This is a genomic window from Rhizobium bangladeshense, assembly GCF_017357245.1.
Lineage (GTDB): Bacteria > Pseudomonadota > Alphaproteobacteria > Rhizobiales > Rhizobiaceae > Rhizobium > Rhizobium bangladeshense.
On sequence record NZ_CP071612.1, the window covers coordinates 1,342,683 to 1,367,065 of the forward strand.

25 protein-coding genes are annotated in these 24,383 nt (G+C 61.4%); 8 read left to right on the forward strand and 17 right to left on the reverse strand.

Annotation, left to right across the window (positions count from 1 at the left end; all coding sequences use genetic code 11):
- Positions 1-114: 114 nt before the first annotated feature.
- Together mgtE and J2J98_RS06560 are read right to left on the reverse strand one after the other, a co-directional pair.
- Positions 115-1,488 (reverse strand): magnesium transporter, encoded by a 1,374-nt coding sequence (gene mgtE, locus J2J98_RS06555; RefSeq protein WP_138393528.1) that lies wholly within the window; start codon positions 1,486-1,488, stop codon positions 115-117.
- Positions 1,489-1,803: 315 nt separating this feature from the next.
- Positions 1,804-2,817: a zinc-binding alcohol dehydrogenase family protein gene (locus J2J98_RS06560; protein WP_207602675.1), complete on the reverse strand. Its 1,014-nt coding sequence runs from the start codon at positions 2,815-2,817 to the stop codon at positions 1,804-1,806.
- A 103-nt stretch (positions 2,818-2,920) separates the two neighbouring features.
- On the opposite strand from J2J98_RS06560, the gene J2J98_RS06565 reads away from it, so the two are divergent.
- Positions 2,921-3,328, forward strand: a complete 408-nt coding sequence (locus J2J98_RS06565) for a winged helix-turn-helix transcriptional regulator (protein WP_207602676.1) — start codon at positions 2,921-2,923, stop codon at positions 3,326-3,328.
- Here J2J98_RS06565 and J2J98_RS06570 read toward each other — a convergent pair.
- Positions 3,284-4,513: an MFS transporter gene (locus J2J98_RS06570; protein ID WP_138393525.1), complete on the reverse strand. Its 1,230-nt coding sequence runs from the start codon at positions 4,511-4,513 to the stop codon at positions 3,284-3,286. The two genes, J2J98_RS06565 and J2J98_RS06570, sit on opposite strands and share 45 nt — an antisense overlap.
- Before the next feature lie 291 nt (positions 4,514-4,804).
- On the opposite strand from J2J98_RS06570, the gene J2J98_RS06575 reads away from it, so the two are divergent.
- Positions 4,805-5,749, forward strand: a complete 945-nt coding sequence (locus tag J2J98_RS06575) for a diacylglycerol/lipid kinase family protein (RefSeq protein WP_064706691.1) — start codon at positions 4,805-4,807, stop codon at positions 5,747-5,749.
- A gap of 18 nt (positions 5,750-5,767) precedes the next feature.
- Here the strand turns inward: J2J98_RS06575 and J2J98_RS06580 are convergent, their stop codons facing one another.
- Positions 5,768-7,120, reverse strand: coding sequence for a glutamine synthetase family protein (locus J2J98_RS06580; protein ID WP_207602677.1), 1,353 nt, complete (start codon positions 7,118-7,120; stop codon positions 5,768-5,770).
- Positions 7,121-7,203: 83 nt separating this feature from the next.
- Here J2J98_RS06580 and J2J98_RS06585 point away from each other — a divergent pair, with 83 nt between their 5' ends.
- A complete protein-coding gene (locus J2J98_RS06585) occupies positions 7,204-8,571 on the forward strand; it encodes an aspartate aminotransferase family protein (protein ID WP_207602678.1) in 1,368 nt (455 codons plus the stop codon).
- A 6-nt stretch (positions 8,572-8,577) separates the two neighbouring features.
- On the opposite strand, the gene J2J98_RS06590 is transcribed toward J2J98_RS06585, so the two are convergent.
- The 4 genes from J2J98_RS06590 to J2J98_RS06605 form a co-directional block, all read right to left on the reverse strand.
- On the reverse strand, positions 8,578-10,065 hold the full coding sequence (locus tag J2J98_RS06590) for an ArnT family glycosyltransferase (protein ID WP_207602679.1): 1,488 nt from the start codon (positions 10,063-10,065) through the stop codon (positions 8,578-8,580).
- Complete coding sequence (locus tag J2J98_RS06595) at positions 10,062-11,564, reverse strand: glycosyltransferase family 39 protein (RefSeq protein ID WP_207602680.1); 1,503 nt, start codon at positions 11,562-11,564, stop codon at positions 10,062-10,064. Before J2J98_RS06595 ends, J2J98_RS06590 begins: the two co-directional genes overlap by 4 nt.
- Before the next feature lie 12 nt (positions 11,565-11,576).
- A complete protein-coding gene (locus J2J98_RS06600; RefSeq protein ID WP_138393520.1) occupies positions 11,577-12,593 on the reverse strand; it encodes a glycosyltransferase family 2 protein in 1,017 nt (338 codons plus the stop codon).
- 136 nt (positions 12,594-12,729) lie between these two features.
- The gene (locus J2J98_RS06605; RefSeq protein WP_207602681.1) at positions 12,730-14,223 is read right to left on the reverse strand and encodes an ArnT family glycosyltransferase; all 1,494 of its coding nucleotides are present in this window, start codon (positions 14,221-14,223) and stop codon (positions 12,730-12,732) included.
- 183 nt (positions 14,224-14,406) lie between these two features.
- Here J2J98_RS06605 and J2J98_RS06610 point away from each other — a divergent pair, with 183 nt between their 5' ends.
- Complete coding sequence (locus J2J98_RS06610) at positions 14,407-15,369, forward strand: lysylphosphatidylglycerol synthase domain-containing protein (RefSeq protein ID WP_207602682.1); 963 nt, start codon at positions 14,407-14,409, stop codon at positions 15,367-15,369.
- On the opposite strand, the gene J2J98_RS06615 is transcribed toward J2J98_RS06610, so the two are convergent.
- Genes J2J98_RS06615 through J2J98_RS06630 form a run of 4 tightly spaced genes read right to left on the reverse strand, consistent with a single transcriptional unit; the run spans position 15,337 to position 17,674 of the window.
- The gene (locus J2J98_RS06615) at positions 15,337-16,578 is read right to left on the reverse strand and encodes an RNA polymerase sigma factor (protein ID WP_207602683.1); all 1,242 of its coding nucleotides are present in this window, start codon (positions 16,576-16,578) and stop codon (positions 15,337-15,339) included. The two genes, J2J98_RS06610 and J2J98_RS06615, sit on opposite strands and share 33 nt — an antisense overlap.
- 7 nt (positions 16,579-16,585) lie before the next feature.
- Positions 16,586-16,945 carry a YciI family protein gene (locus J2J98_RS06620; protein ID WP_207602684.1) on the reverse strand — a complete coding sequence of 120 codons (360 nt, stop codon included), beginning with the start codon at positions 16,943-16,945 and terminating at the stop codon, positions 16,586-16,588.
- A gap of 2 nt (positions 16,946-16,947) precedes the next feature.
- Positions 16,948-17,307, reverse strand: coding sequence for a YciI family protein (locus tag J2J98_RS06625; RefSeq protein ID WP_207602685.1), 360 nt, complete (start codon positions 17,305-17,307; stop codon positions 16,948-16,950).
- Positions 17,308-17,317: 10 nt separating this feature from the next.
- The gene (locus tag J2J98_RS06630) at positions 17,318-17,674 is read right to left on the reverse strand and encodes a YciI family protein (protein ID WP_138393515.1); all 357 of its coding nucleotides are present in this window, start codon (positions 17,672-17,674) and stop codon (positions 17,318-17,320) included.
- Positions 17,675-17,829: 155 nt separating this feature from the next.
- Between J2J98_RS06630 and J2J98_RS06635 the strand changes: the two genes are divergently transcribed.
- Entirely contained in the window at positions 17,830-18,045 is a 216-nt protein-coding gene (locus J2J98_RS06635; protein ID WP_246569397.1) for a hypothetical protein, read from the forward strand.
- A gap of 10 nt (positions 18,046-18,055) precedes the next feature.
- Here the strand turns inward: J2J98_RS06635 and J2J98_RS06640 are convergent, their stop codons facing one another.
- From J2J98_RS06640 to J2J98_RS06650, 3 genes are all read right to left on the reverse strand, one after another.
- Positions 18,056-19,558 (reverse strand): AMP nucleosidase, encoded by a 1,503-nt coding sequence (locus J2J98_RS06640; protein WP_207602687.1) that lies wholly within the window; start codon positions 19,556-19,558, stop codon positions 18,056-18,058.
- Between the two features lie 86 nt (positions 19,559-19,644).
- Entirely contained in the window at positions 19,645-19,824 is a 180-nt protein-coding gene (locus J2J98_RS06645) for a hypothetical protein (RefSeq protein WP_207602688.1), read from the reverse strand.
- 216 nt (positions 19,825-20,040) lie between these two features.
- Positions 20,041-20,379, reverse strand: coding sequence for a DUF2147 domain-containing protein (locus tag J2J98_RS06650; RefSeq protein ID WP_064706706.1), 339 nt, complete (start codon positions 20,377-20,379; stop codon positions 20,041-20,043).
- A gap of 443 nt (positions 20,380-20,822) precedes the next feature.
- On the opposite strand from J2J98_RS06650, the gene J2J98_RS06655 reads away from it, so the two are divergent.
- Positions 20,823-21,092, forward strand: a complete 270-nt coding sequence (locus tag J2J98_RS06655; RefSeq protein WP_011424668.1) for a sel1 repeat family protein — start codon at positions 20,823-20,825, stop codon at positions 21,090-21,092.
- Between the two features lie 310 nt (positions 21,093-21,402).
- On the forward strand, positions 21,403-21,840 hold the full coding sequence (locus tag J2J98_RS06660; protein ID WP_207602689.1) for a VOC family protein: 438 nt from the start codon (positions 21,403-21,405) through the stop codon (positions 21,838-21,840).
- Between the two features lie 58 nt (positions 21,841-21,898).
- Here the strand turns inward: J2J98_RS06660 and J2J98_RS06665 are convergent, their stop codons facing one another.
- Positions 21,899-23,011, reverse strand: coding sequence for a pyridoxal phosphate-dependent aminotransferase (locus tag J2J98_RS06665; RefSeq protein WP_207602690.1), 1,113 nt, complete (start codon positions 23,009-23,011; stop codon positions 21,899-21,901).
- A 180-nt stretch (positions 23,012-23,191) separates the two neighbouring features.
- The gene (locus J2J98_RS06670) at positions 23,192-23,617 is read right to left on the reverse strand and encodes a hypothetical protein (RefSeq protein ID WP_064706709.1); all 426 of its coding nucleotides are present in this window, start codon (positions 23,615-23,617) and stop codon (positions 23,192-23,194) included.
- Between the two features lie 299 nt (positions 23,618-23,916).
- Here J2J98_RS06670 and J2J98_RS06675 point away from each other — a divergent pair, with 299 nt between their 5' ends.
- On the forward strand, positions 23,917-24,363 hold the full coding sequence (locus J2J98_RS06675) for a baeRF12 domain-containing protein (protein WP_207602691.1): 447 nt from the start codon (positions 23,917-23,919) through the stop codon (positions 24,361-24,363).
- Positions 24,364-24,383 lie beyond the last annotated feature (20 nt).

A 24,383-nucleotide genomic window follows, 5' to 3' on the forward strand; every position in this document is an offset into this window, starting at 1 on the left:
GGGGAAGGACTAACTTGGCGCACCGTCTCACTTCAACCTAAAGGTCAAATGTTTGGAATACGGGTGCGGCAGTTTAAGCCCCTTGTGGGGAGGGTTGGGGATGGGACTCAGGCGCTACAGCAGCGTCCCGCTGAGGATGAGCAGCGCCACCGAGAAGTAAATGACGAGTCCGGTGACGTCGACCAGCGTGGCGACGAAGGGAGCCGAGGCGCTGGCCGGATCGAGCCGGAGTTTCTGCAGCACGAACGGCAGCATCGAGCCGCACATCGAGCCGAAGGTGACGATTCCGATCAGCGCGGCAAACACCGTGGCCGCGACCATCTGCCAGTGCGGACCGTAGTCGTAGAGCCCGGCCGTCTGCCAGAAGACGATGCGGATGAAGCCGACAAGGCCGAGGATCGCGCCGAGCACTATGCCGGTCGGCAGTTCACGGAGAAGAACTTTCCACCAGTCCGAGAGCTTCAATTCGCCGAGTGCTAGGGCCCGGATGATCAGCGAGGTCGCCTGCGAGCCGGAATTGCCGCCCGAGCTCATGATCAGCGGGATGAACAGCGTCAGCACCACGGCCTTTTCCAGTTCGCCTTCGAAATGCTGCATGGCGCTGGCCGTCAGCATCTCTCCGAGGAAGAGGGCGGCGAGCCAGCCGGCGCGTTTGCGGATCATGCCGGCGAAGCCGATCTTCATATAGGGCTGGCCGAGCGCCTCCATGCCGCCGAACTTCTGGGCCGCTTCCGTCGTGTCTGCGATCATCGTGTCGATCACGTCGTCGACGGTTACGATGCCGAGCATCTGTCCATATTCGTCTACGACGGGTAAGGCGAGCAGATCGTGTTTGCGGATCAGCCGGGCGACGTCCTCCTGCTTCATCAGTGGATCGGCCGAAACCGGCGCGCCCTTCTGAGCCACGGAGAGGATAGATGCGTCGGGCTCGCCGGTGATGAGACGGCGCAGCGTCACCACATGCTGCAGCGCGTGGCTGATCTCATCGAGCACATAGATGGCGTAGACGGTCTCGCGCGAGCGTTCGACCTGGCGCACATGGTCGAGCGTCTGGGCGACGGTCCAGCTGTCCGGCACACTGACGAATTCCGTCGTCATGATGCCGCCGGCCGTGCGCGGCGGATAACCCATCAGGTGCTGGATGGCGATGCGCACCGGCTCGTCGAGGCTGGCAAACAGCCTGGCGCGGGTCTCACCGTCGAGTTCGAGCAGCACGTCGGCGACGCGGTCGTTGGACATGCCGTGCAGCAGTCGTGCGGCCTCCTCGGCGCTGATCAGCGCGAGGATCTCAGCGGCGTTGCGAAGCTCCGGCCGGTCGAGGATGTTGACGGCATAATCGAGCGGCATGCCTGATAGCACACGCCCGGCGTCCTGGACGCTGAGCGCATTCAACGCCTCGACGCGTTCGGCGATCGTCGCGCCGCGGCTGTTGTTGATGAAGGCACGGGCGGCATGGCCTGCCCGAAGAGGGAAGCGATTGATATTCATGAGGCTCGCCTTTCCGTCGATCCGCCGTAGCGTCCGATCGGGCGAGCCGACAGGAGTCGGTCAGCGCACGAGGGCGGCCGCGTACGGCAAAGGCAATCGACTGCTACTGTCGCTTGGCATCTGAGTGATGGCTCCGTTGGAATCCGCGGAAGATGAGTGTCATCCACGTGTCATACTAGGTGGCCCCGAACGCCTAAAGAGTCAAGCAGGAGAAATGCTTACCGCCAGAATGTCGCACCTGTGCGGCGCGGCATTCGGCGGGTATGGCGGTCGCTTGCGGCTGGCGGCCTCAAAAGACCGCATTGCAAGTGCGAATCAGAAGCCTGCAAGCACTGCCTTGCCCTTCATCCGGCCGCTTTCGACCATCGCATGCGCTTTCTTCAGATTCGCCGCATTGATCGGGCCGACGGTCTCGGTGAGAGTCGTGCGGATCTTTCCGTTGTCGACCAGTTCCGAAATCTTGTTCAGCAGCTTGTGCTGCTCGATCATGTCAGGCGTGCCATAAAGCGGACGGGTGAACATCAACTCCCAATGGATGGAGATGGCCTTGCGCTTGAAGGGGACGATGTCGAGTGTCTTGGGATCGTCGATCAGTGCAAAGCGGCCTTGCGGCGCGATGGCTTCCACGATGTCGCCGACGTGACTGCCGGTATTGGTTGTCGAAAACACGAACCCCGGTGCGCCTATACCGAGCGCTGCCACCTCAGGCGCGATCGGCTTGGAATGATCGACGACGTGATGTGCGCCGAGCGCCTTCACCCAGTTCTGCGTTTCCGGCCGCGATGCCGTTGCGATCACGGTGAGATCGGTGAGAGACCGGGCGATCTGGATGGCGATCGAGCCGACCCCGCCTGCGCCGCCGATGATCAGGATGGAGCGTGCCGCGCCCGGAATAGCGTCCTGCACCTTCAGCCGATCGAACATCGCCTCATAAGCAGTGATCGAGGTCAGCGGCAGGGCGGCTGCGGCCGCGAAATCGAGGCTCTTCGGTTTTTTTCCGACGATGCGCTCGTCGACGAGGTGGAATTCGGCATTGCTGCCCGGACGGCTGATGACGCCGGCGTAGAACACCTCGTCGCCCGGCCTGAACAGCGTGACGTCAGCGCCGACGGCCTTGACGACACCCGCGGCATCCCAGCCGAGCACCTTCAGTTCGTCGGCGGGTGGCGCGGAATGGGCGCGTACCTTTACATCGACGGGGTTGACGGAGACAGCCTTGATCTCGACGAGCAGATCGTGGCCATGAGCTTCCGGCATCGGCAAGTCGACATCGATCAGCGAAGTCTCGGCGGCAATGGGCTGTGGGGTCTTATAGGCGACGGCACGCATGGGAAACTCCTGTGTTCTTTGCACGGGAGCTAGATGCGCACTATGTTCGAGCAATGCAAGAATGCACAAATTCTGTACGTAGTACCAAAAAGGATACCGCAAAATGTCGTTGCCGCGCGCGAAACTCGTCAGGAACTTTCCCGGTTGCCCTGTCGAGGCGACGCTGAGCTACCTCGACGGCAAATGGAAGGGCGTGATCCTTTTTCACCTCATGAAGGGCACACTGCGCTTCAACGAACTGCGCCGCAATCTGCCGGCCGTCACCCAGCGTATGCTGACAAAGCAGTTACGCGAACTCGAAGAGTCGGGTCTGGTGTCGCGTACCGTCTTTCCGGTGGTGCCGCCGCGTGTCGAATATGCGATGACGCCGCTCGGCATGACGCTGAAGCCGGTCGTTGATGCGCTTGCCGCCTGGGGCGACGATTATGTCTTCTGCAGCCCGGAAGGACGCGAGCTGCGCATGTCGTCAGGCGGGCTGCACGCGCCGGCTTCGCCTCTCCAGGCGGGCTGAGGCTGCGAAGACGAAGAGGCCGAGGAAGGAGAGTGCTGCGCCGACGTAACCGGTGGCCGCAAACCCGTAACCCCAGGCGATGACGAGACCGCCGAGCCAGGCGCCGATCGCATTGGCGATGTTGAAGGCGGAGTGGTTGGAGGCGGCGGCAAGCGTCTGCGCATCGGCGGCGACGTCCATCAGCCGCGTCTGCAGCGCCGGCCCGGCGGCAAAACCGCAGCCGACGAGGAAGACCGAGAGGCCGAGCATATAGGGGTTGGCGGCCGTCAGAGAGAAAGTGGTGAGCACGACGATATTATAGATGAGCGAACCGCCGATCGTACCGAGCAGCGATTTATCGGCGAGCCACGAGCCGATGAAATTGCCGGCATTCATGCCGACGCCGAAGAGCACCAGCATGATCGGGACCGCGCTTTCCGGCAGCATCGCCACCTCGGTCGTCGTCGAGGCGATATAACTGAACATGGCGAACATGCCGCCATAGCCGACGGCGGCGATGGCGAGCGTCAGCCACACCTGCGGCCGGCGGAAGGCGCCGAGTTCGCGTGAGAAGCTCGCCTCTTCGGAGACCCTGTCCTTCGGAAGATAGATCCAGATCAAGGCCACGGTCAGCAGGCCGACGATTCCGACCGACCAGAACGCCACCTGCCAGTCGAGCGACTGGCCGAAGAAGGTCGTCAACGGCGTGCCGAGAAGTGTCGCGACGGTCAGGCCGAGCATGACGCGCCCGACCGCCCGCGCCCGCCGGTTCAACGGCACCATCGAGGCGGCGACGAGCGCCGCGACGCCGAAATAGGCACCATGCGGCAGGCCGGTGATGAAGCGCAACACGGCGAAGGTCTCGAAGCTTGGCGCCACTGCGCTCGATATGTTACCCACGGCAAAGATGAGCATCAGCGTCAAAAGCAGTGTGCGACGCGCCATCTTCGCGGCAAGCACGGCGATGACGGGCGCGCCGACAACAACGCCGAGGGCATAGGCGCTGATGACGTAGCCCGCCTGCGGCGTTGTAACCGAGAAGGTTTCCGCGACATTGGGCAGCAGCCCCATGATCGCGAACTCGCCCGTGCCGATTCCGAAGCCGCCGCAAGCGAGTGCAAGTTGAACCAAAGCGACCGTCGTTGCCGACGGCAGTTCGTCATCCGGCCGGGATTCAATGGAATCATTGATGGCGATCTCACTCATGAGAGCTCCGTAGGAAGGTTCTGCTTGGTAACGGCCCTGACGCCGCGAGGCGGTTGGGATAAAATGGCGGGAGGTGGAGACGATCTCTCCGGTATCTTGATCTATCCGCAAGGGAGCGGCCGGCGTCGAGTGCATTTTTTGCAGTGCAGTGTCCTGCTATGTGCATATGTCCGTTGCAATATTTGCATTTCTGTCATTTCTGCTGTGGAGGGACGGCGCTTGAAATCGACGGTGCCGCAACCATCTGAGGAGCAAGGCAGGACCATTTCCGCGCCAGGGACGGGAGCCCGTATGAAGCTTGTAGGCTTTTTCAACCGCGACGGCGGCACCTTCAGGACCACCGACATGCTGGCCTACGAGAAGAGAGCGGAGGCGGCCTTTCGGGATGCGGGACACGATTTCGACGCAATCGTTTTTTCAGGCAAGGAAATCATCCCCGCGATGGAGCGGGCGGCCAAGCGAGACGATATCGACGGCATCGTCGCCGGCGGCGGCGACGGGACGATTTCGGCGGCGGCGTCGATCGCCTGGAAAAACGGCATCGCGCTCGGCGTCGTGCCGGCCGGCACCATGAACCTCTTTGCCCGATCGCTGCGTGTGCCGCTCGATATTTGGCAGGCGCTCGATGTGCTGGCTACCGGTGAAATCGACAATGTCGACATCGCCAGCGCCAACGGCCGCCCGTTCATCCATCAGTTTTCAGCCGGCCTGCATGCCCGCATGGTGCGCTACCGCAATTCCTACAGCTATCGCTCGCGGCTGGGCAAGATCAGGGCGAGCACGAAGGCGGCTCTCGGCGTGATCTTCAACCCGCCCGAGTTCGAGGTCGAGTTCGAGGCGGTCGGCATGCGCGAGCGCCGCAGGGTCTCGGCGATCTCGGTCTCCAACAACCCGTTCGGCGAAAACGCGCTGCTTTATGCCGATAATCTGAGAAGCGGCGAGCTTGGCTTCTATACGGCTAATCCGCTGAAACCGCTCGGTGTCGCCCGCCTCGCCATCGACATGCTGCGCGGCAAGGTTCGCGAGAACGCGGATGTCATGGTGATGCATCCGGCCGAGGTGCGCCTGCATTTCCCGAAACTGCGATACAAGGCCAATTGCGTCATGGACGGCGAACTGCTGCCGCTCGAACGCGATGTGCTGATCCGGCTGCATCCGGGTGAACTGAAGGTTCTCGTCAAACAGGGCCTTGCCGCCCAGATCGATGCGGACGAACGCCGCGAGCCTGCCGCGTAAGCCTGCCGTCGCGGAGTTTCAGAGCCGCGGCAGATAAGTGCGATAGTCGAAATCCGAGACCGTGCGCAGATGCGCAAGGGCTTCCTTGCGTTTGGTGTCGCCATAGAGCGCCTGATAGCGGGTTCCGAAGATATCGGCGACAAAACGCGAGGTGCGGAAGGTTTCGACCGCGCTCAGGAAATCATGCGTCAGTCGTGTCGTATCTTCAGGCGTGTGCGCGGGCGTCGTCTCCTCGCCGGGATCGAGCTCGCGGTCGAGACCGGTGAGCATGCCGCCGAGGATCGCCGCCAGCAGCAGATAGGGATTGGCGTCGGCGCCGGCGACACGATGCTCGATACGCGCGGCCGGCCCATCCTTTTCGTGTATGCGGATTGCCGTGCCGCGATGGCCGTTGCCCCAGGTCAGATCGACGGGCGCGAAGGAGCCCGGCTGAAAGCGCCGGTAGGAATTGGCGAAAGGGGCGAAGATCAGCTGCGCCTCGCGCATGCTGTCGAGCATGCCTGCCGTTACCGATTTCAGCAGCTTCGGCTCGCCGCCTTTGGCATCGAGAATGTTGCAGCCCTGTTCGTCGATGACGCTCGCATGCACATGCAGGCCGGAGCCGGCATGGTCGGAATAGGGCTTGGCCATGCAGGTCGATTTCAGCCCGTGGCGGCGCGCCGCCTGTTCGGCGATACGCTTCAAGTAGAGGCAGTCGTCAGCCGCGGCCAACGCATTGGGGCGGTGCAGGAGGTTGACCTCGAACTGACCAGGTCCGAATTCGGCTGTCGTCGCGTCCGCCGGCAGTCCCTGCGCCTTCGCATAGGCCCTCAGCGTCCTCAGATAGCCATCGAGCGCATCGACGGCGCTCATGTCGTAAAGCTGAAAACCGTTCGGCTCGCCGCGATACGTGAGGCTTTCGGGCGGAGAAGGGCGTCCGGTCTCGCGCCAGTCTCCCGACATCACGTAGAATTCCAGCTCGGTGGCGACGACAGGCGTCAGCCCGCGCAGTCTATAGCGCTCGACCACAGAGGCTAGGATGGCGCGCGGATCCATGAAGCTCGGGCTGCCGTCGAATTCGCACATGGTGGCGAGCACCTGCATCGAGCCCTCCGGCGCCCAAGGCATCGGCGCGAGGCTGCGTCGGTCGGCAACGACCATGCCGTCGGGATCGCCGATGGTCAGCGACAGGCCGGTGATGGCGTCATTGTCGTCGCCCCAGATGTCGAGCGATTGCGTCGAGGTTGGCAAGCGGATGTCGCCGGCCCAGATCTTGCCTTCGCTGCCGGGGGGAAGTTGCTTGCCGCGCAGTTCGCCGTTCATGCCAACGATCAGGATCTCGAGACGCGGATCGCCGCCTTCGATCTTGCCGTCCATCCTGTCGCTCGCCATGACCTTGAAAATCCTCCGGGAGAAGGCCAAGCTCCTATCTCATCGCTAGCAGCCTTTCAATCCGCGAGGATCTTTTACCAGTCATGCCCGATACTTACCCGCCCTCAAACCTTGCCGCAATCGACGCTGCGCACCATCTGCATCCCTTCGCCGACATGAAGAAGCTGAATGCCGACGGTACGCGCGTCATCCAGCGCGGCGAGGGCGTCTATATTTTCGACGATCGCGGCAGGAAGTATCTCGACGGCTTCGCCGGCCTCTGGTGCGTCAATATCGGCTATGGCCGCCGGGAGATCGCTGACGCCGTCGCAAGGCAGATGAATGAACTGCCCTATTACAACACCTTCTTCGGCACGACCTCGACGCCGGCGACGCTGCTGGCGCAGAAGGTTACATCCCATGCCGGCGCGCGGTTCAACCATATCTTCTTCACCGGCTCCGGCTCGGAGGCGAACGACACCTGGTTCCGCATGGCCCGCGTTTATTGGAGCGCCGTCGGCAAGCCGTCGAAGAAGATCGTGATCTCGAGGAAGAACGGTTATCACGGGTCGACCGTCGCCGGCGCCAGCCTCGGCGGCATGAAATACATGCACGAGCAGGGCGACCTGCCGATCCCGGGCATCGTCCATATTGGGCAGCCTTATTGGTATGGCGAGGGCGGCGATCTCTCGCCCGCCGAATTTGGCCTCAAGGTCGCCCGCGAACTCGAAGCGAAGATCGACGAGCTGGGCGAGGAGAATGTCGCAGCCTTCGTCGCCGAACCGGTGCAGGGTGCTGCCGGCGTCATCATCCCGCCCGAGACCTATTGGCCGGAAATCGACCGGATCTGCAAGGCGCGCAATATCCTGCTCGTGACCGACGAGGTGATCTGCGGTTTCGGCCGTCTGGGCGCCTGGTTCGGCCATCAGCATTTCGGCGTCGAGCCGGATCTCGCGCCGATCGCCAAGGGCCTTTCCTCCGGCTATCTGCCGATCGGCGGCGTGCTCGTCAGCGACAGGATCGCCGATGTGCTGATCAACGAGGTCGGCGAGTTCAATCACGGCTTCACCTATTCCGGACATCCGGTCTGCGCCGCCGCCGCACTCGAAAATCTGCGCATCATCGAGGAGGAACGGCTGGTCGAACGTGTGCGCGACGATATCGGTCCTTATTTCGACAAGGCCTGGGCGGCGCTATCCGAACACGATCTGGTCGGTGAAGCCGATAGTATCGGGCTGATGGGCGGCCTGCAGCTTGCCGCCGACAAGCGCACGCGCGCTCGCTATGAAAAGCCCGATCAGATTGGCGCGCTGGTGCGCAACCACGCATTGGCGAACGGCCTCGTACTGCGCGCCACGGCCGACCGCATGCTCGCCTCACCGCCGCTTATTATCAGCCATGCGGAGGTGGACGAGATGGCAAGGGTTACCAAGCTGGCACTGGATGCGGCTTGGAAGGAGCTAAGATCCTGATTTCGTTCAGCTCGGCTGATCAACCCAGGCATAGCCGAAGCGATAGCTGTCGTCGCCGCGACTGTAGAGATAGGGTACGTCGATGACCGACGACTCCGGCGCTGATATGCCGAGGTGGGCCTGGAGCCATTGCGCCATATCCGGCGGAAGCGCTTCGTTTTTCCCCTTATGCGGTATGAGCCACACGAGAAGAAGCGGCCGGCGGCCGGAGAGATCCGGCTTGAAGCCGGGGTAATCCATGGAGAGGACGGGAATGCCGGAAATATCCTGTCTGAGATTGCCGGCGAGCAGGCTGTCGCCGGCAAGGATCGCCGCCGGTTCGGCCTTTTTGCGCAAGCTTTCGAGCATATCGGCATATGGCCTGTTCAGGCGCTCATAGTGACCCGTGAACCGCGCGCTTGCCACACTGCCGTAAAGGGCCGCAGGCACGCCGATCATGATGACGGCAATCACGGGCATGAAGCGCCGGAAAGCCTTGCTGGTCTCAACGCCTGCCGCCTCGATCTTCAGGCAGAGATACAGCGGCACGATGAAGAGCATCGGCACCAGCCAGCGGTCCTTGATGCCGGCCGCGCCGCCGAAGACGATCAACAGCAGAATGCCGGTGAGAAAAATGAGCATCATCCGCTCGATCAGCCGCGTCCATTCCGATTGGGCGGTCAGCGATGGACGAAGGCTCTTGCCAAAGACGACGGCGAACACCGCCACCGTCAATCCGGCGAAGCCGACGGTGGCAAGGGCGAGGGAACCGGCGCCCATGGCCACTTGCATGGGATAGCTGGCATCGCCGCTGGCGGTCATCTTCTCCAGGGTGCGGGCCGTCGCGAAATCGAGATTGTCCTTCAGCCAGAAGAGATGCGGCAGCGTGATGACGAGCGCCGCGACAGCAGTCACCGCGAGCCTCCGATCGAAGATCCGCGTCCGAAGGCGCGCATCCGTCAGCGCGGCAATTAAGGCTGCGGCTGGCAGGATGGCGAAATTGTACTTGGCAAGCAGGCCGAAACCGATGCCGATGCCGGCGACCAGATAGGAGGCGAGGCTCGGCCGTTTCAAGCTGAGGATAAAGCCGTAGAAGAAAAGACTGGCCGAAAAGAAGACCGCGACGGTATGCGTCAGATCGCGCTGCATCTCGAAAACCATTTGCGGGATGGTCAGCAATCCGAGTGTCGCCATCACCACCAGCCTCTTGTCGCGCAGGATGAGTTGCGCGGTCAGGCCGTAGAGCAGATAGGAGGTGAACAGGAGGAGGTTCTTCACCACCGACAGCGCGACAAGCGAAACCCCGGCAAACAGGAAGACTGTATATTGCAGCCAGTTGTAGAATGGTGGCTGCGGGCCGTAGCCGGCGGCGAGCCACTGCGAGCGGAAGGCCTGCTCGGCTTCGTCGAGGTCGAGCGAATGTGAGGTCGCGAGCCGCACGCCGATCTGAAGCGCGAAATAGGCGGCCAGCAGGACAAAAATCCACCTGATGTCGCGATTACTGGTCTCGGTCATTTATCTTGCCCCGGCCGAACCCAGGCATAGCCAAGGGCGAAATTGTCCCCCTGGCGCCCGAAATAATAGGGAAGCGACACGGCGCCGATCTCCTGCGGTGTGATATCGGCCGCCGCCAGTGCCGATGAAAACCGCTCCGGCATGACCGCATCCGCAGCCGTCGCCGTCTTCTTGCCGCGCCAGACGATGAGCACCGGTCCGCCTGATGCCGCGTAGGCCGGGATGCCGGCTGCAGGGAAATCCGGGATGACCACGGGCACGTCGGGATGCATCAGGCGCATGTTTCCGCCGACATAGGTATCCGAGGCGATGATCAGCGCGGGTTCAGCCTGCCGCGTCATATCGCGCGCGAGATCGGCCATCGGCACATTCGGCCTGCTATAGGTGCCGATCAGCCCGGCGCCGACGACGCGGAAGCCGAGCGCAATCAGCACGCAGGCCATCAGCACCGGCACAACAGGCCAGAAGCGGCGCAGGCCGGCAGAAAGCTCGAGCCCGGCCGCCTTCATCTTTGCCAGGAAATAGATCGGCAGCACCAGCAGAAACGGATCGAGCCAACGTTCACGCACCGTCGTGGAGCCGGTGAACAGAACGATCAGAAGGATTCCCGCGAGGCTCGCGAACATCATCCGCTCCATCATCCGGGTCCAGCGGTTTCCGGTTGAAAGCGCCCGGATAAAATCCCCGCGGAAGGCGGCGGCGAAGATGGCGACGGGCAGCGCTGCGAAGGCGATGATGGCGACGACAAAGGCGAGAATACCTTTGCCGATCCGCAAGGCGCCGGCCGGTTCATTGCCGGCAGCCATTTTGACGAGAGTATCGGAGGAGGCGAATTCGAGATTGCTGCGCAGCCAGATCGCGTGCGGCAGAACGATGACGAGCGCGACGGCGATCGCCGCCAGCAGGCGCCAGTCGAGCGCTCTGCGCCGCCATTCGGCATCGGGCAGGATGGCGATTAGCGCGGCGACGGGCATCAGTGCGAAGTTATATTTCGAGATCAGACCGATGCCGGTGGCAAGCCCCAGCAGGAGATAGCTGCCGATATCGGGGCGCTCGAGCGTGCGGAAGAGGCCGTAGAGGAAGAGCGAGCTTGCAAAAAGCAGCGCCGTCGTATGGGTCAGATCCTGCTGCGCCATGTAGGAGACCTGGGGCAGGGTGATCAGCGCCAGCATCCCGGCGGCGGCGAGTGCCTGGTCCTTCAGGACCTCGCGCCCGGCAAGGCCGTAAAAGAGATAGCACAGGAAGAGCAGGATATTCTTCGGGATGATAAGGGCGCCCATCGACAATCCGGTCACCGAAACGACCGCATATTGCATCCAGTTGTAGAAGGGTGGCTGCGGGCCGTAGCCCGCCAGCAGATATTGCGAGAAGAAGGACTGCTCGGCTTCGTCGAGTTCAAGCGAGTGCGGAAGCGCCAATCGCAGTGCGATGTTCAGCACGAAATAGGCTGCAAGCAGCAGCGCCGCGGTTCTGATCGTCCTCGTCGCGCCTTCCAGCATCGTGCTGCCGGTTTACGCTCGGCTTTGATCGTCGAAGATCTGCCGCACAATATAGTTCGGGGATGCGTCATCACGGTAATAGGTGCGCGCGATCATTTCCGCCAGAATGCCGGTGGTGATCATCTGCACCGACGAAAGCAGGAGCACGACGCCCACCATCAGCATCGGGCGTGTGCCGATATCGTTGCCCAAAATGAACTTGTCGAAGCCGAGATAGAGCAGGATCAATATGGCAACCGCGCCGAGACCGAGGCCGAGCGAGCCGAAGAAATGGCCGGGCCGGGCCTTGTAGCGCATGAAGAACATCACCGACAGCAGATCGAGGATGACGCGGAAGGTGCGCGAAATGCCATATTTCGAAACGCCGTGCTCGCGGGCATGATGGGTGACGACCATCTCGCCGATGCGCGAGCTTGGCACGACGCCGGCGACCCAGGCCGGGATGAAGCGGTGCATCTCGCCCATCAGCTTGACCTGCTTGATGATCGACGCCCGGTAGATCTTCAGGCTGCAGCCGTAGTCGTGCAGCTTGACGCCGGTGATGCGGCCGATCAGGTAGTTGGCGCACCAGGAAGGAATTTTGCGCAACAGCAGGCCGTCCTGGCGGTTCTTGCGCCAGCCGACCAGGAGATCGAGTTCGCGCCGTTCGAGCTCCGAGACCATCGAAGGGATATCCTTCGGGTCGTTCTGCAGGTCGCCGTCCATCGTCGCAATCAGGCGGCCGCGGGCGGTGTCGATGCCGGCCTGCATGGCAGCGGTCTGGCCGAAGTTGCGCTGCAGCTCGACGATCCTGAGTACCAGCCCTTCGCGCCCGACGAACTTGCGGGCGTTGACGAGCGTCGCATCCGTGCTGCCGTCGTCGACGAGGATCAGTTCCCACCGATGAGGATATTGGGCCATCGCCGCAAGGATACGCTCGACAAGCGGACCGACGCTTTCCTCTTCATTGAAAACGGGCACGACCAGCGACAGCTCGAGCGATTGTACCGGATCATTCGTGCCGCGAATGGGCTCTACCGTTGTCTGCAACTCTTATCTCCAAAAGGCCGGCGGCCTTGCAATCTTACTGCCGCCATCGCGCTAGCGGAAGCCTAGTACATGAAGTGTCAGCACGTTGCCAGCGGGCAATGCCGCTTTCCCCGCAAACGGCGGGCTTGCCGTAACTCTATTTCGCGCCGCCTTCCACCCAGGAATAGCCAATCGAAAAGGTATGTTTGCCATCACCGAAGAGGTAGGGCAGCGTCAACGTGTTCAACTCTTTCAGATGAATGCCCGATTTCACCAGATCGCTGGCAAAACCTGGAGAAATGGTTGGGTCATTTGCCGTTTCACCGCGCCAGACGACAAGCACAGGACCCCTGGCAGCCGCATATTCGGGAACTCCGGGGCCTGGAAAGAATGGAATTACGACCGGAACGTCGGGAAACCGCAGCCTCATATTGCCTGCCACGAACTTCGTTCCGGCCACGATCAGGACAGGTTTGCGGGTCTTGGTCAGCTCGGCCACGTAGCCGGAGAAGGGCACGTTCGTTCTCGTATAGGTGCCGATATACTGAATGGCGACGATCCTGAGCAGAAGTATCGCCAAGATGACGGTCATGAAGACAGGCACGACGGGCCGGAAACGCGCAAGGCCGGCGGAAAGATCCAAGCCTGCGGTTTCGAGTTTCAGGAACAGATAGATCAGCAGGACGAGCAGGCATGGATCGAGCCAACGCTCGTGTATATCGCTCGCGCCGGCGAAGATAACGACGCCGACGAAGGCAAGCAGGCTGACGATCATCATCCGTTCGATCACCCGGATTATCGGACTGGACGCGGAAAGCGCACGGAAGAAATCGCGTCGGAAGGCTGCTGCGATAAGCACGATCGGCAGTGCGACGAAGCCGAGGACGGCGATGACGAGGGACAGCAGACCCTGTCCGATGCGCGGCAGGCCCGCGGCTGCCTCGTGGTCGGCGGTCATCCGCTCCATGGTCGGGGCCGAAGCGCTGACGAGATTGTCGGGCAACCAGAGCGCATGCGGCAGAATGATCAGAATGGCGATTGCGAACGCCGGCAGCAGACGCCAGTCGAACAGGCGGCTACGCCACTTTCGGTCCATCATGACGGCGACGAAGGCGGCAAATGGCAGGATGGCGAAATTGTATTTGGAAATCAGCCCGATGCCGGTGGCGATGCCGACGACGAGGTAGCTGCCGATCGTCGGCTGTCGAAGTGTGCGAAAAAAGCCGAAGAGGAAGAGCGAGGTCGCAAACAGCAGGGCAACTGTGTGAGTGAGTTCGCGCTGCGCCATCAGGCCGACCTGCGGCAGGGTAATCAGGCTCAACATGGCAATGGGCGGGAGCAAGCGGCTCTTCAGCACCTCGCGGGCAGCCAGCCCGTAAAAAAGATAGCAGCCGAAGAGAATGATATTCTTCGGAACCGAGAGGGCCCACATTGTGATGCCCGTCACCGAAACGACGGCATATTGGATCCAGTTGTAGAAGGGCGGTTGCGGACCGTAGCCGGCGAGAAGATATTGCGAGTAGAACGATTGCTCGGCCTCATCGAGATCGAGCGTATGAGGGAGCGCGACGCGGAGCGCGATGTTCAGCAGAAAATAGACTGCCAGAAAAATGCTGGCGCTCGTGATGCTTCTGGTAATGCGCTCCAACATCGGTCTCCAAGTCAAGCGGGCGAGGCGCCGTCATCCGTCGGTCCGCTGCGGGGATCGTCGGCCATGAAGCGATCTCGCCGCCATCGCCATCAACTCCGCCGTTGTGCGCAACCTTCATTTCTCCTAAAACGCCTGCGACGGGACCGAGGCCCATGCCGACGCCAAGCGAGGAATGCCTACTACATGAAGAGTTCGACCGTTGAAAGCCAGCAGTCCTGGTTTATGCGCAATCGCATGACGGCGCTGACGGTCGTTATTGTCGCAGCCTATGTGCTCTTCGTGCAATGGTTCTGGGGTTGGCCGGTCATCATTGGCCAATGGGCCGATGTCGGGGCTGGCCCCGTGATCGGCGCGCTCGTGGCTCTGACAAGTACCTATTTCCTGCGGACCTGGCGCATCTACGACTATTTTCCGAAGGAAACGGCGGGCCGGTTCGCGACCCTCTTCCGCGTCACGCAGATCCACAATCTGCTGAACATCATGTTGCCCTTCCGCACCGGCGAGACCAGCTTTCCGTTGCTGATGCGCACCGAATTCGGCATTCCCCTGACGCGCGGAACCTCGGCGCTTCTGGTCATGCGGCTGCTCGACCTGCACGCGCTTCTCGCGGCCGCCGGCATCGGCTTTGCGTTTGCCGCGGCCGATGCGCTCGTCGCATGGTCGCTTTGGGTGGTCTTCCTGCTGCTGCCTGTCGCAGCGTTCGCCGCCCGCAAGCCGCTGTTGCGCGTGGCCGCCAGGCTGTTGCCTGCGAAGCTGCAGAAATTCGTCGTCGAGATCGAAAACGGCCTGCCGCTTGATGCCGCAGCCTTCGCGCGCGCCTGGGCGATGACCATCGTCAACTGGCTGGTGAAGGTGATCGTGCTCGCATGGGCGCTCGACCTGATGGGGGTGCTGCCGATGGCGGCAAGCTTCGGCGGCGCGCTCGGCGGCGAACTCTCCTCCGTTCTGCCGGTGCATGCGCCCGGAGGTGTCGGCACCTATCCCGCCGGCATCACCGCCGGCGCCATTGCGCTTGGAGCTTCGAGCGAGCGGATGGCGCTGGCCGTGCTAGCGCAGGCGAGCGTCAATGCGCATCTCCTGATCATCGTCTCGGCGCTGACAGGCACGGCGATCTCATTGCCGCTCGGGCGCCGCGGCAAGCTCTGAAATCCGCTTCCGCAGAAAGGCCAGCTCTGGCTCCTGCCGACAGAGGGACAGTGCCCTTTGATAGGCTGCGATCGCCTCTTCGGTGCGGCCGAGCCTGCGCAGGAAATCGGCACGCGCCGCATGGGCGAGGTGATAAGCCTTGAGCTCCTCGCGCGCTAAAATGGCATCGACCAGATCCAGCCCCTTTGCCGGTCCTTCGGTCATCGAGATCGCCGCGGCGCGGTTGAGTTCGACGATGGGGGAGGGCTGCGCCGCCAGCAGCAGGTCGTAATAGAAGGTGATCCGCCGCCAATCGGTCTCTTCGGCGGTCGGCGCCCTGACATGCTCGGCAGCGATCGCCGCTTGTACCGTATAGGCGCCAATCTCTGCGGCCCGCATCGCCTCGGCGAGAAGCGCAAGGCCTTCCGCGATTTTTGCGTGGTCCCAGAGCGAGCGGTCCTGATCGGCAAGCAGGACCAGCGCCCCCTGCTCGTCGCTGCGTGCCAAGCGGCGGGAATCCTGCAGCAGCATCAGCGCCAGCAGACCGCGTGCGTCGGGATGTGGCAGCAGCGTCAGAAGCAGCCGCGCCAGCCTAATCGCCTCTGCGGTCAGGTCTGCGCGTACCACGTCTCCGCCTGATGAGGCGGAATAGCCCTCGTTGAAAACGAGATAGATGACGTGCAGCACCTGATCCAGCCGCTCTGGCAATGAATCGCGGCCCGGCACTTCGTAGGGGATATTCGCTGCCCGGATCCTGTTCTTGGCGCGCACGATCCGTTGGGCGACCGTCGGCGCCGGAACAAGGAAGGCATGGGCGATCTCTTCGGTAGTCAATCCGCAGATTTCCCGCAGCGCCATCGCCGTCTGCGCGTCGGCGGGAATGGCGGGATGGCAGCAGGTGAAGATCAGCCGCAGCATGTCGTCCTCGATTGCTTCCATATCGCCAATCTCCGTTTCGTCGACGCTGTAGAGGCTGTCCTCGATGTGCTGCTGCGAGGCATCGAAGCGCGCTCGCCGCCGGATGGTGTCGATCGCCTTGAACCGTCCCGTCGAAACCAGCCAGGCGAACGGATTGACGGGAATGCCATCCGTCGGCCATGTCCGGGCGGCCGCGGCAAAGGCATCCTGAAGCGCTTCCTCCGCCCGGTCGAAATCCCCGAGCAGGCGGATCAGTGTCGCCAGCACCCGGCGCGACTGCGTTCGATAAATCTCCTCGATCACATTTTCCAAGGGCACCTCAGTCCGGCAGTGTGAGCGTCCGAACGGGCCTCAGTTCGACCGCGCCGTAACGCGCCGATGGGATTCGTCCGGCGATCTCTTTCGCCTTCACCATATCCGGCGCCTCGATGACGTAGAAGCCGGCAAGATGCTCCTTCGTCTCCACATATGGGCCATCGGTGGCGGACAGCCGGCTGTTTCGAACGCGCACGACGGTTGCCTGGTCAGGCATCTCCAAGGCATCGGAATGGATCATGATGCCTTCGCGGAGCAGTTCCTCGTCGAAGGCCAAATGTGCTCTGATCAGTTCGCTGGTTTCATCAGGCGTCAACGTGCCGTCGGTGTCGGCGCAATTATAGATGAGGCAGATGTAGCGCATGGCTATCTCCCGTCCTGGATCGAATAAGCGGGGCGCACTTCGATCGAGCAATATTTGAGGATCGGAAAACTGGACACGATCGTCTGCGCCTCGTCGAGGGTTGCCGCTTCGATCAGCACGAAACCACCGAGATGCTCCTTGATTTCGGCAAATGGGCCATCGGTCGCAGAGACTTCGCCATTGCGCAGGCGCACCGTGATCGCTGTTGACGGTTCGTGTAGGGCGAGCGCCACCTGCAGGTGACCGCTTTCGCGCCAGCGATTGTCGCTGATGATGCACTCCTGTGTGAGCGCATCCCACTCGGTCTGAGGGACCTGCTTGCTTTTTTCCGTGTCGAACCAGATCTGGCATAGAAATTTCATCGATTTCTCCTCATTTAGCGCCGAATTCGTGGATTGGTCGCACCTCGATCGCGCCGAGTTTGGCGAGCGGGATGCCGGCGGCAACGCGGACGGCGTCGTTCAGGTCCTTGGCTTCGATGAGAATGAAGCCGCCGAGCGCTTCCTTCGTCTCGGAGAAGGGGCCATCTGTCACCGATGTCTCGCCGCGGCGCACCCGAACCGTCACCGCCGATGTTGGCGGCTGCAGCGCCTGCGCGACAATCATATGCCCGCTTTCCACCAGGTCCCTGTCGTAATTCAGGGAATTCGCGTCGAGTTCGACTCTCTCCTCTTTGGTCATGGCGTCGAGTATCGCGCCATCGAACCAGACCTGGCAGAGATATTTCATCGCGGACAGCCTCCTTGCAGGGTTTCTATACCTCTGGACGAACGGGCCGCGCACATTTCGACAGCGCCAGGAAAAATCTTTTGTGCCGGTCACCTGTCGAAATCGCGGGACGGCACTCGACAAGGCCTCGTCAAAGCCTGTCGAGGAGAACTGAAATGAGTATTCTTGAAATCGCGCTGGCAAGCCAGATCTGGGCACGCCGCCATGAGAGGCGTCAATTGGGGCTCGACGATGCGGATGCGGTGAAGATTCCTCTGCGCACCGTCTTCGTCGTCATGGCCTTTGCCCTGCTGATATCGGGGCTGAACCTTGCCGCCGGCAGTCCGCCGACGCTTGTGGCGGGCTCGGCGCCCGCCGTGGCGGAGAGATGATGATACGGCCCTATTGAAAGGCCGTCTCAAAGAAGCTGCGCAGTTTGCGCGAATGCAGCGCTTCCGGCGGCATGGCCGCAAGCTTCTGAACGGCGCGGATGCCGATCTGTAGATGCTGATTCACCTGCGTGCGGTAGAAGGCCGTTGCCATACCGGGCAGCTTCAGCTCGCCATGCAGCGGCTTGTCGGAGACGCACAGCAGCGTCCCATAGGGCACGCGGAAGCGGAAGCCGTTGGCGGCAATCGTCGCCGATTCCATGTCGAGCGCGATCGCCCGCGCCTGCGAAAGCCGCTTCACCGGCCCGCGCTGGTCGCGCAGTTCCCAGTTGCGGTTGTCGATTGTGCCGACGGTGCCGGTGCGCATGATGCGCTTCAGCTCGAATCCCTCGTATCCGGTGATTTCGGCAACGGCGGCTTCCAGCGCCACCTGGACTTCGGCCAGCGCCGGGATCGGCACCCAGACGGGAAGGTCGTCGTCAAGAACATGGTCCTCGCGCATATAGGCATGGGCGAGAACATAATCGCCGAGCCGCTGGCTGTTGCGAAGACCGGCGCAGTGGCCGAGCATCAGCCAGGCATGCGGGCGCAGCACGGCGACATGGTCGGTGATTGTCTTGGCGTTGGAGGGGCCGACGCCGATATTGATCATGGTGATCCCGGCATGGCCCTTCTTCTTCAGATGATAGGCGGGCATCTGCGGCAGGCGGGTCAATGCCGCGTCCGTTTCCGGCACGCTCGAGCCGGGTAGGGTGACGATATTGCCGGGCTCGACGAAGGCGGTGTAGCCGTCGCCGCCCTCCGTCATCAGCTTGCGCGCCCAGCTGCAGAATTCATCGATATAGAACTGGTAGTTGGTAAACAGCACGAAGTTCTGGAAATGCTCGGCATGCGTAGCGGTATAATGCGACAGACGGGCGAGCGAATAGTCGATGCGTTGCGCGGTGAATGGGGCAAGCGGCGAGGGCTCCCCCGGCGGCGGGATATATTCGCCGTTGGCGATCTCATCATCGGTGGTGTTGAGGTCGGGGGTGTCGAAGATATCGCGCATCGGAACGTCGACGAAGGCGGCGGCCGAGGCTTCCACATGCGCGCCCTCGCTGAAGGCGAAGTGCAGCGGGATCGGCGTCGACGATTCCGAGACGACGATCGGAACATTGTGGCTCTTGATCAGCAGCGACAGCTGCTCCTTCAGGTAATGCTTGAAGAGTTTCGGCCGGGTGACCGTCGTCGTGTAGATGCCGGGCGCCGTGACATGGCCGTAGGAAAGGCGCGAATCGACATGGCCGAAGCTCGTCGTCTCGATGCTGACCTGCGGATAGAAGGCGCGATACCGCGAGGCGATCGGAGCGCCCTGGGCAAGCTCGGTGAAGTTTTGGATCAGGAACGCCGTATTGCGTTCGTAAAGCGCAGTCAGCGTCTCGACGGCCTTGGCGGGATCATCGAAGCTCTCAGGCTGGAAAGGGGGCGGAGAGGAGATGTCGAGGGGCGACAGAGGGGAGATTCGTTTGTTCATGGCGCATTATAGAGAGTTGTTTTTGACAAGCAAACGACGCGCGCCGGCGGAATCCGTTTTTTTATCCTGGTGTGGGCCTGATGCGGTCATCGCACCGTCGGCGCACAGAAGGCCCCGCTTGTTTCGAGGCAGGTATAGATCGCACCGAAATGCGACTGTGTGCCGCCGCCGCCATTATGCACGACGACCGCTGAAAATGTGACCGCGAAGATCGCCGCAAACAGCGTGATGATGCTGAAACGTCTTGCCAGGATATAGTAGTTCATCTCAAGCCCCGATACGCAACTTAACCGTGACATGAGTTTTGCCACGCGTCGGCTGAACGAGTGCTGAGATGCCGGTTCATCCGCCGTTCAGCTTGCAAGGCAGGTTCGGGGCTACTGCAGAACATCGGCAAGCCGAGAAGGACTTCGAGGCATGCCGGCATTTTCGACCGGCATGGATTGTGGGTTTCGGGATGATTGCCACGACGGGCTATCGCGTCAGAGCCGGGTCCAGGTCTGCGTCTTGCAGAGGATCTTCAGCACGCAGCCCTGCATCTTCAGCGAATTGCCGGAAACCTCTCCTGAGCCGCTATAGGTCTTGTCGGCGGCGGGGTCGGTGATCTCGCCGGAATAGCTGCCGCCACTCCCCGCAAGCGTGCCGATCTTGCGGCCGCTATATTTGCCAGTTTTCAGCGTCACGCAGTAACCGCCGCCGCAGGCTGCAATCACCGCCGTTTCGCCGGAGGCCGTCTTCCAATTGCCGACGATCGGCTCCTCAGCACGCGCAGTGCCCGCGATCACGGCGATGGCGCCGGCAAGAATGAAACTGCGGATCATCTTTTCCTCCCTGATGTTCCTCTGACCGGCCGCGAAAATAACTGACGCGAACGTAAAGGTAAATAGAGCCGAATGTCTGTTCGGCGCTCGCTGAAAGCGGTCGAAAGGCCGGCTATGGAGCTTTTAAACCTGCCGCCTGCTGATTTCATGATGAACGGTCCGTTTATTTCCGAATCTAAATCTTTCGTAAAATTCGAGCGAAAATCCCTAAAGCCCAGGGAGTCCGATGTTTAACGAAAACCCAATTTTACCAAGTGTTTGCACTTTGTTTGTCTCAAATTAATCATGCATTTTAGGCGTTTTTTGAAAGCCGTTTGGCATACTCAAACCATCAAACGAGCGGGGAAAACCCGCCGGACCGGAAGGGCCGCAAAGCTGCGATAGACGGCAAGGCCGAAGGTAAAACAGGGTAAGTCATAAACAGGCTAACAGGGATAAAACCGATGGCACGCTTTGAAATGCACAATGCTGAAACGGCCACCATGGGTGGCGACAACAACAGCGCCGATGTCTTCTGCGAAATGGGTCTGATGTATGCGACTGGTCGAGGCTGCGCCGTCGATCTCGTTGCTGCCCACAAGTGGCTGAACATCGCCGCAATCAAGGGCAATGACCGCGCCGCCGAGCTTCGCGCCGACGTGGCCGCCGCCATGAACAAGATGCAACTCGTGGAAGCGTTGCGCGCTGCTCGCGAATGGATGACCGTTCACTGATGCATGTCCCCGAGCGTGCAGCGGCGGATAACGTCATGCTTGAAAAGAAAGAGCTGAAGCGCGCCGCATGAACCATGTTTCATGTGGCGCGCTAGCGCTGAAGTGTCAGAGCGCCCTGGGCGTCCGGAAAGCACGCACGGCGCTCTGTCAGACCATTTGAAGCCGTGACGGTTGAGCCGGTCCATGATTCAGTTTCTGATGCGGAAAATACTGATGGGCGGATGGCTGTCGGTGCTGACGTATCTCGAACGTCCTTTGTTCGACGAGGCGACACCTTGTCGATTGAAACGACACCCTGGAGATTGGAAACATGGCGCTCAAACGAATGGACAACGTCGGAATCGTCGTCGAGGACCTCGAAGCAGCGATTGATTTCTTCCGCGAACTCGGCCTCGAGCTCGAAGGGCAGGCGACGATCGAGGGAGAATGGGCCGGACGTATCACCGGACTGGGCGATCAGCTCGTCGAAATTGCCATGATGCGCACGCCGGACGGCCACAGCCGGCTGGAGCTCTCCCGCTTCCTCACACCGCCGGTCGTGGCAGATCATCGGAACGCCCCGGTCAACGCGCTCGGCTACCTCCGAGCTATGTTCACCGTTGATGACATCGACGAGACGCTCGAAAGGCTCCGCAGGCGCGGGGCGCAGCTTGTCGGGGAAGTCGTACAGTATAAGGAAGCCTATTTGCTCTGCTACATCCGCGGGCCTGAACGGCTTCTCATCGGACTCGCCCAGGAACTCAGCTGAACAGTGCGGAGAAGGAAACGGCGACGGCTCCTTCATCGGCTTCGCTTTTCCCGCTTTGTCAGGCGAGCGTCTTCAAGACCTGCGGCAGCGCTTCCTCGAACAGCTCCATATCAGCCTCCGGCCCAACGCTGACGCGGATGCAGCGATTGAGCGGCGCGACACCCGGCATGCGGATGAAGACGCCATGCTCCATCAGGCCATCGACGATCGTCCGCGCATAGGCGCCGTCGCGGCCGGTATCGATCGCCACGAAATTCGTCGCCGAAGCCAGCGGCTCAAGGCCGTTTGCCCGGGCAATGCGGCCGATCCGCTCCCGCGCCGCATGGATTTTCCCGACCACTTCGGCCAGATAGGCCTGGTCCTTGAGCGCGGCCAACGCTGCGGCCGTCGCCAACCGGTTCATGCCGAAATGATTGCGGATCTTGTCAAAGGCCTGCGCGGTGCCTGATGTCGAGATCACGTAGCCGGTGCGTGAGCCGGCAAGTCCATAGGCCTTGGAAAAGGTCCGGGTGCGGACGATGTTCGGAAGATCGATGAGCGAGGCGATCGATGGCAAGGAATTTGCCGGCCCCGTTTCGCTATAGGCTTCGTCCAACACCATCATCGTGGTCTCCGGCAGCGCCCGGGCGAAAGCGACGATCCTGTCGGCGTCCCACCAGCTTCCCATCGGATTGTCGGGATTGGCGAAATAGACAAGCGGCGCATTCTCGCGCCTGACGGCTTCGAGCAGCCCGTCCAGATCCTCGCGATCGTTCACGTAGGGGACGGTCACCAGCCGGCCGCCGAAACCGGCGACATGGAAATTGAAGGTCGGATAGGCGCCGAGCGAGGTGATGACGGGCGCGCCCGGTTCGATCACCAGCCGGACGATCTGACCGAGCAACTCGTCAATGCCGCTGCCGATAGCGATATTGGCGGCAGGGACGCCGAGATGGGCGCCAAGCGCTTCCCTCAGCGCGAAATTTTCCGGGTCATTATATTTCCATATGTCGCGCGCTTCTTCGCGCATCGCGGCAAGCACGGAAGGAGCCGGGCCGAAGCCGTTTTCATTGGCGCCGATGCGTGCTAGGACGGCGCGTCCCCGCTGACGTTCGATGGCCTCGGGACCGACGAAGGGAACTGTGGAGGGCAGGGCGCTGATGAGGGGCGTGAAGCGCGAGAAGGCGGACATGCGAAAGCGGTTTCCCGGACATGTTGAATTCAGGCGCAACAATAGGCCCGGGCACGGCCAAGGCAAGCAAGATTATTCCGTTACCACAGCGCCCTCGGCGCATCTTTTTCAAAGGGCAGGGCGGCGTAGCACTTTGAATTGCCGATAATTTGTCCTTGGATCGCTTTGGGTCCAACGGACTTATATGGCGCCGGACGCTGACCTCGTTTCCCGGAAGATCGGTGCACGCCGGGCGTCGATCGCTTCCATGTTGCCGACAAGGAAATCGGCGCGCACGACGCGGCGCAGAACATCGGGATCCAGCAGGTTGATGAACCGTACACCGACGCGTTCCTTATGGCGGTAGACCTCGGCGCAACCGATCCGATAGGCAAGGCCGAGAATATTGAGATAGTAATGTTTCGGCAGACCGGCGGTGGTCGAGACGATGAAGGTTGCACCGCCTTGCGATATATCAATGATCTCGGCGCTTCGCATTGAGACGCCGGTGAGGCACGGCCGGACGGCCACGATGCGGGCCGGGCGCTTCACGTTGAATTCTTCCCAGCGCAGATCGTAAATGGCGGATTTGACCGTTGCAAGGTGTGTGGCGCGGAGCATAGTCATCTTACATTCTCCGTCAGACAGGGCACAGTTGGGGTTCTTGCTCTGGAGCAAGCTGATCTTGCTTCAGCCACGGTCACATGAATGTTTTGCACATTCGTCAAACATAAAAAGACAATTTTAACGAGTTCAAATTTTGTTCCCAAGCGGGACGGCTGATGTTCACGATCGGAACGCCAAATCGAATTGCGGACTGCACGCCGACCGATTTCGGCGAATTCTCGAACTATTTCAATGACCGGGCGTTCTGCCTAGACCGATGAAGCACAGCGCGCTTCGATGACGACAGCGAGGAGTTGAAGATGACCGACATCAGAATCCCTGGGAAATCATGGGTCGTAGTCTGCAATGGAGCCAAGGCCCTCATAATGCAGAACGCCGGCGATGCCCAACTGATGAATCTGAAGGTGTTGGAAACCCTGACGCAGCCGAACGAACCCGATCGCGAGGTCGGCGCTGATAAGCCCGGTCGCAGCCATGCCGCAGATGGATTTAGCCGCAGCGCTGTCGAAGAGACCAGCTGGCAGGAGCAGGCCGAGGCTCAATTTCTGAAACATGTGGCGGAGCGATTGGACGAGCTGACCCAGGCAAAGGATGCGCGACGCATCGTCCTCATTGCGCCGCCGAAGGCGCTCGGCACCCTCCGGCCGGCGCTCAGTGCCGAGACGCAGGCGGCGATATCGGCGGAACTGGCGAAAGACTACACCAATCTGCCGGTCGACCAGATCGAGCGGCATCTTGCCGCGTGATGACGACGGAGCACTGAGCT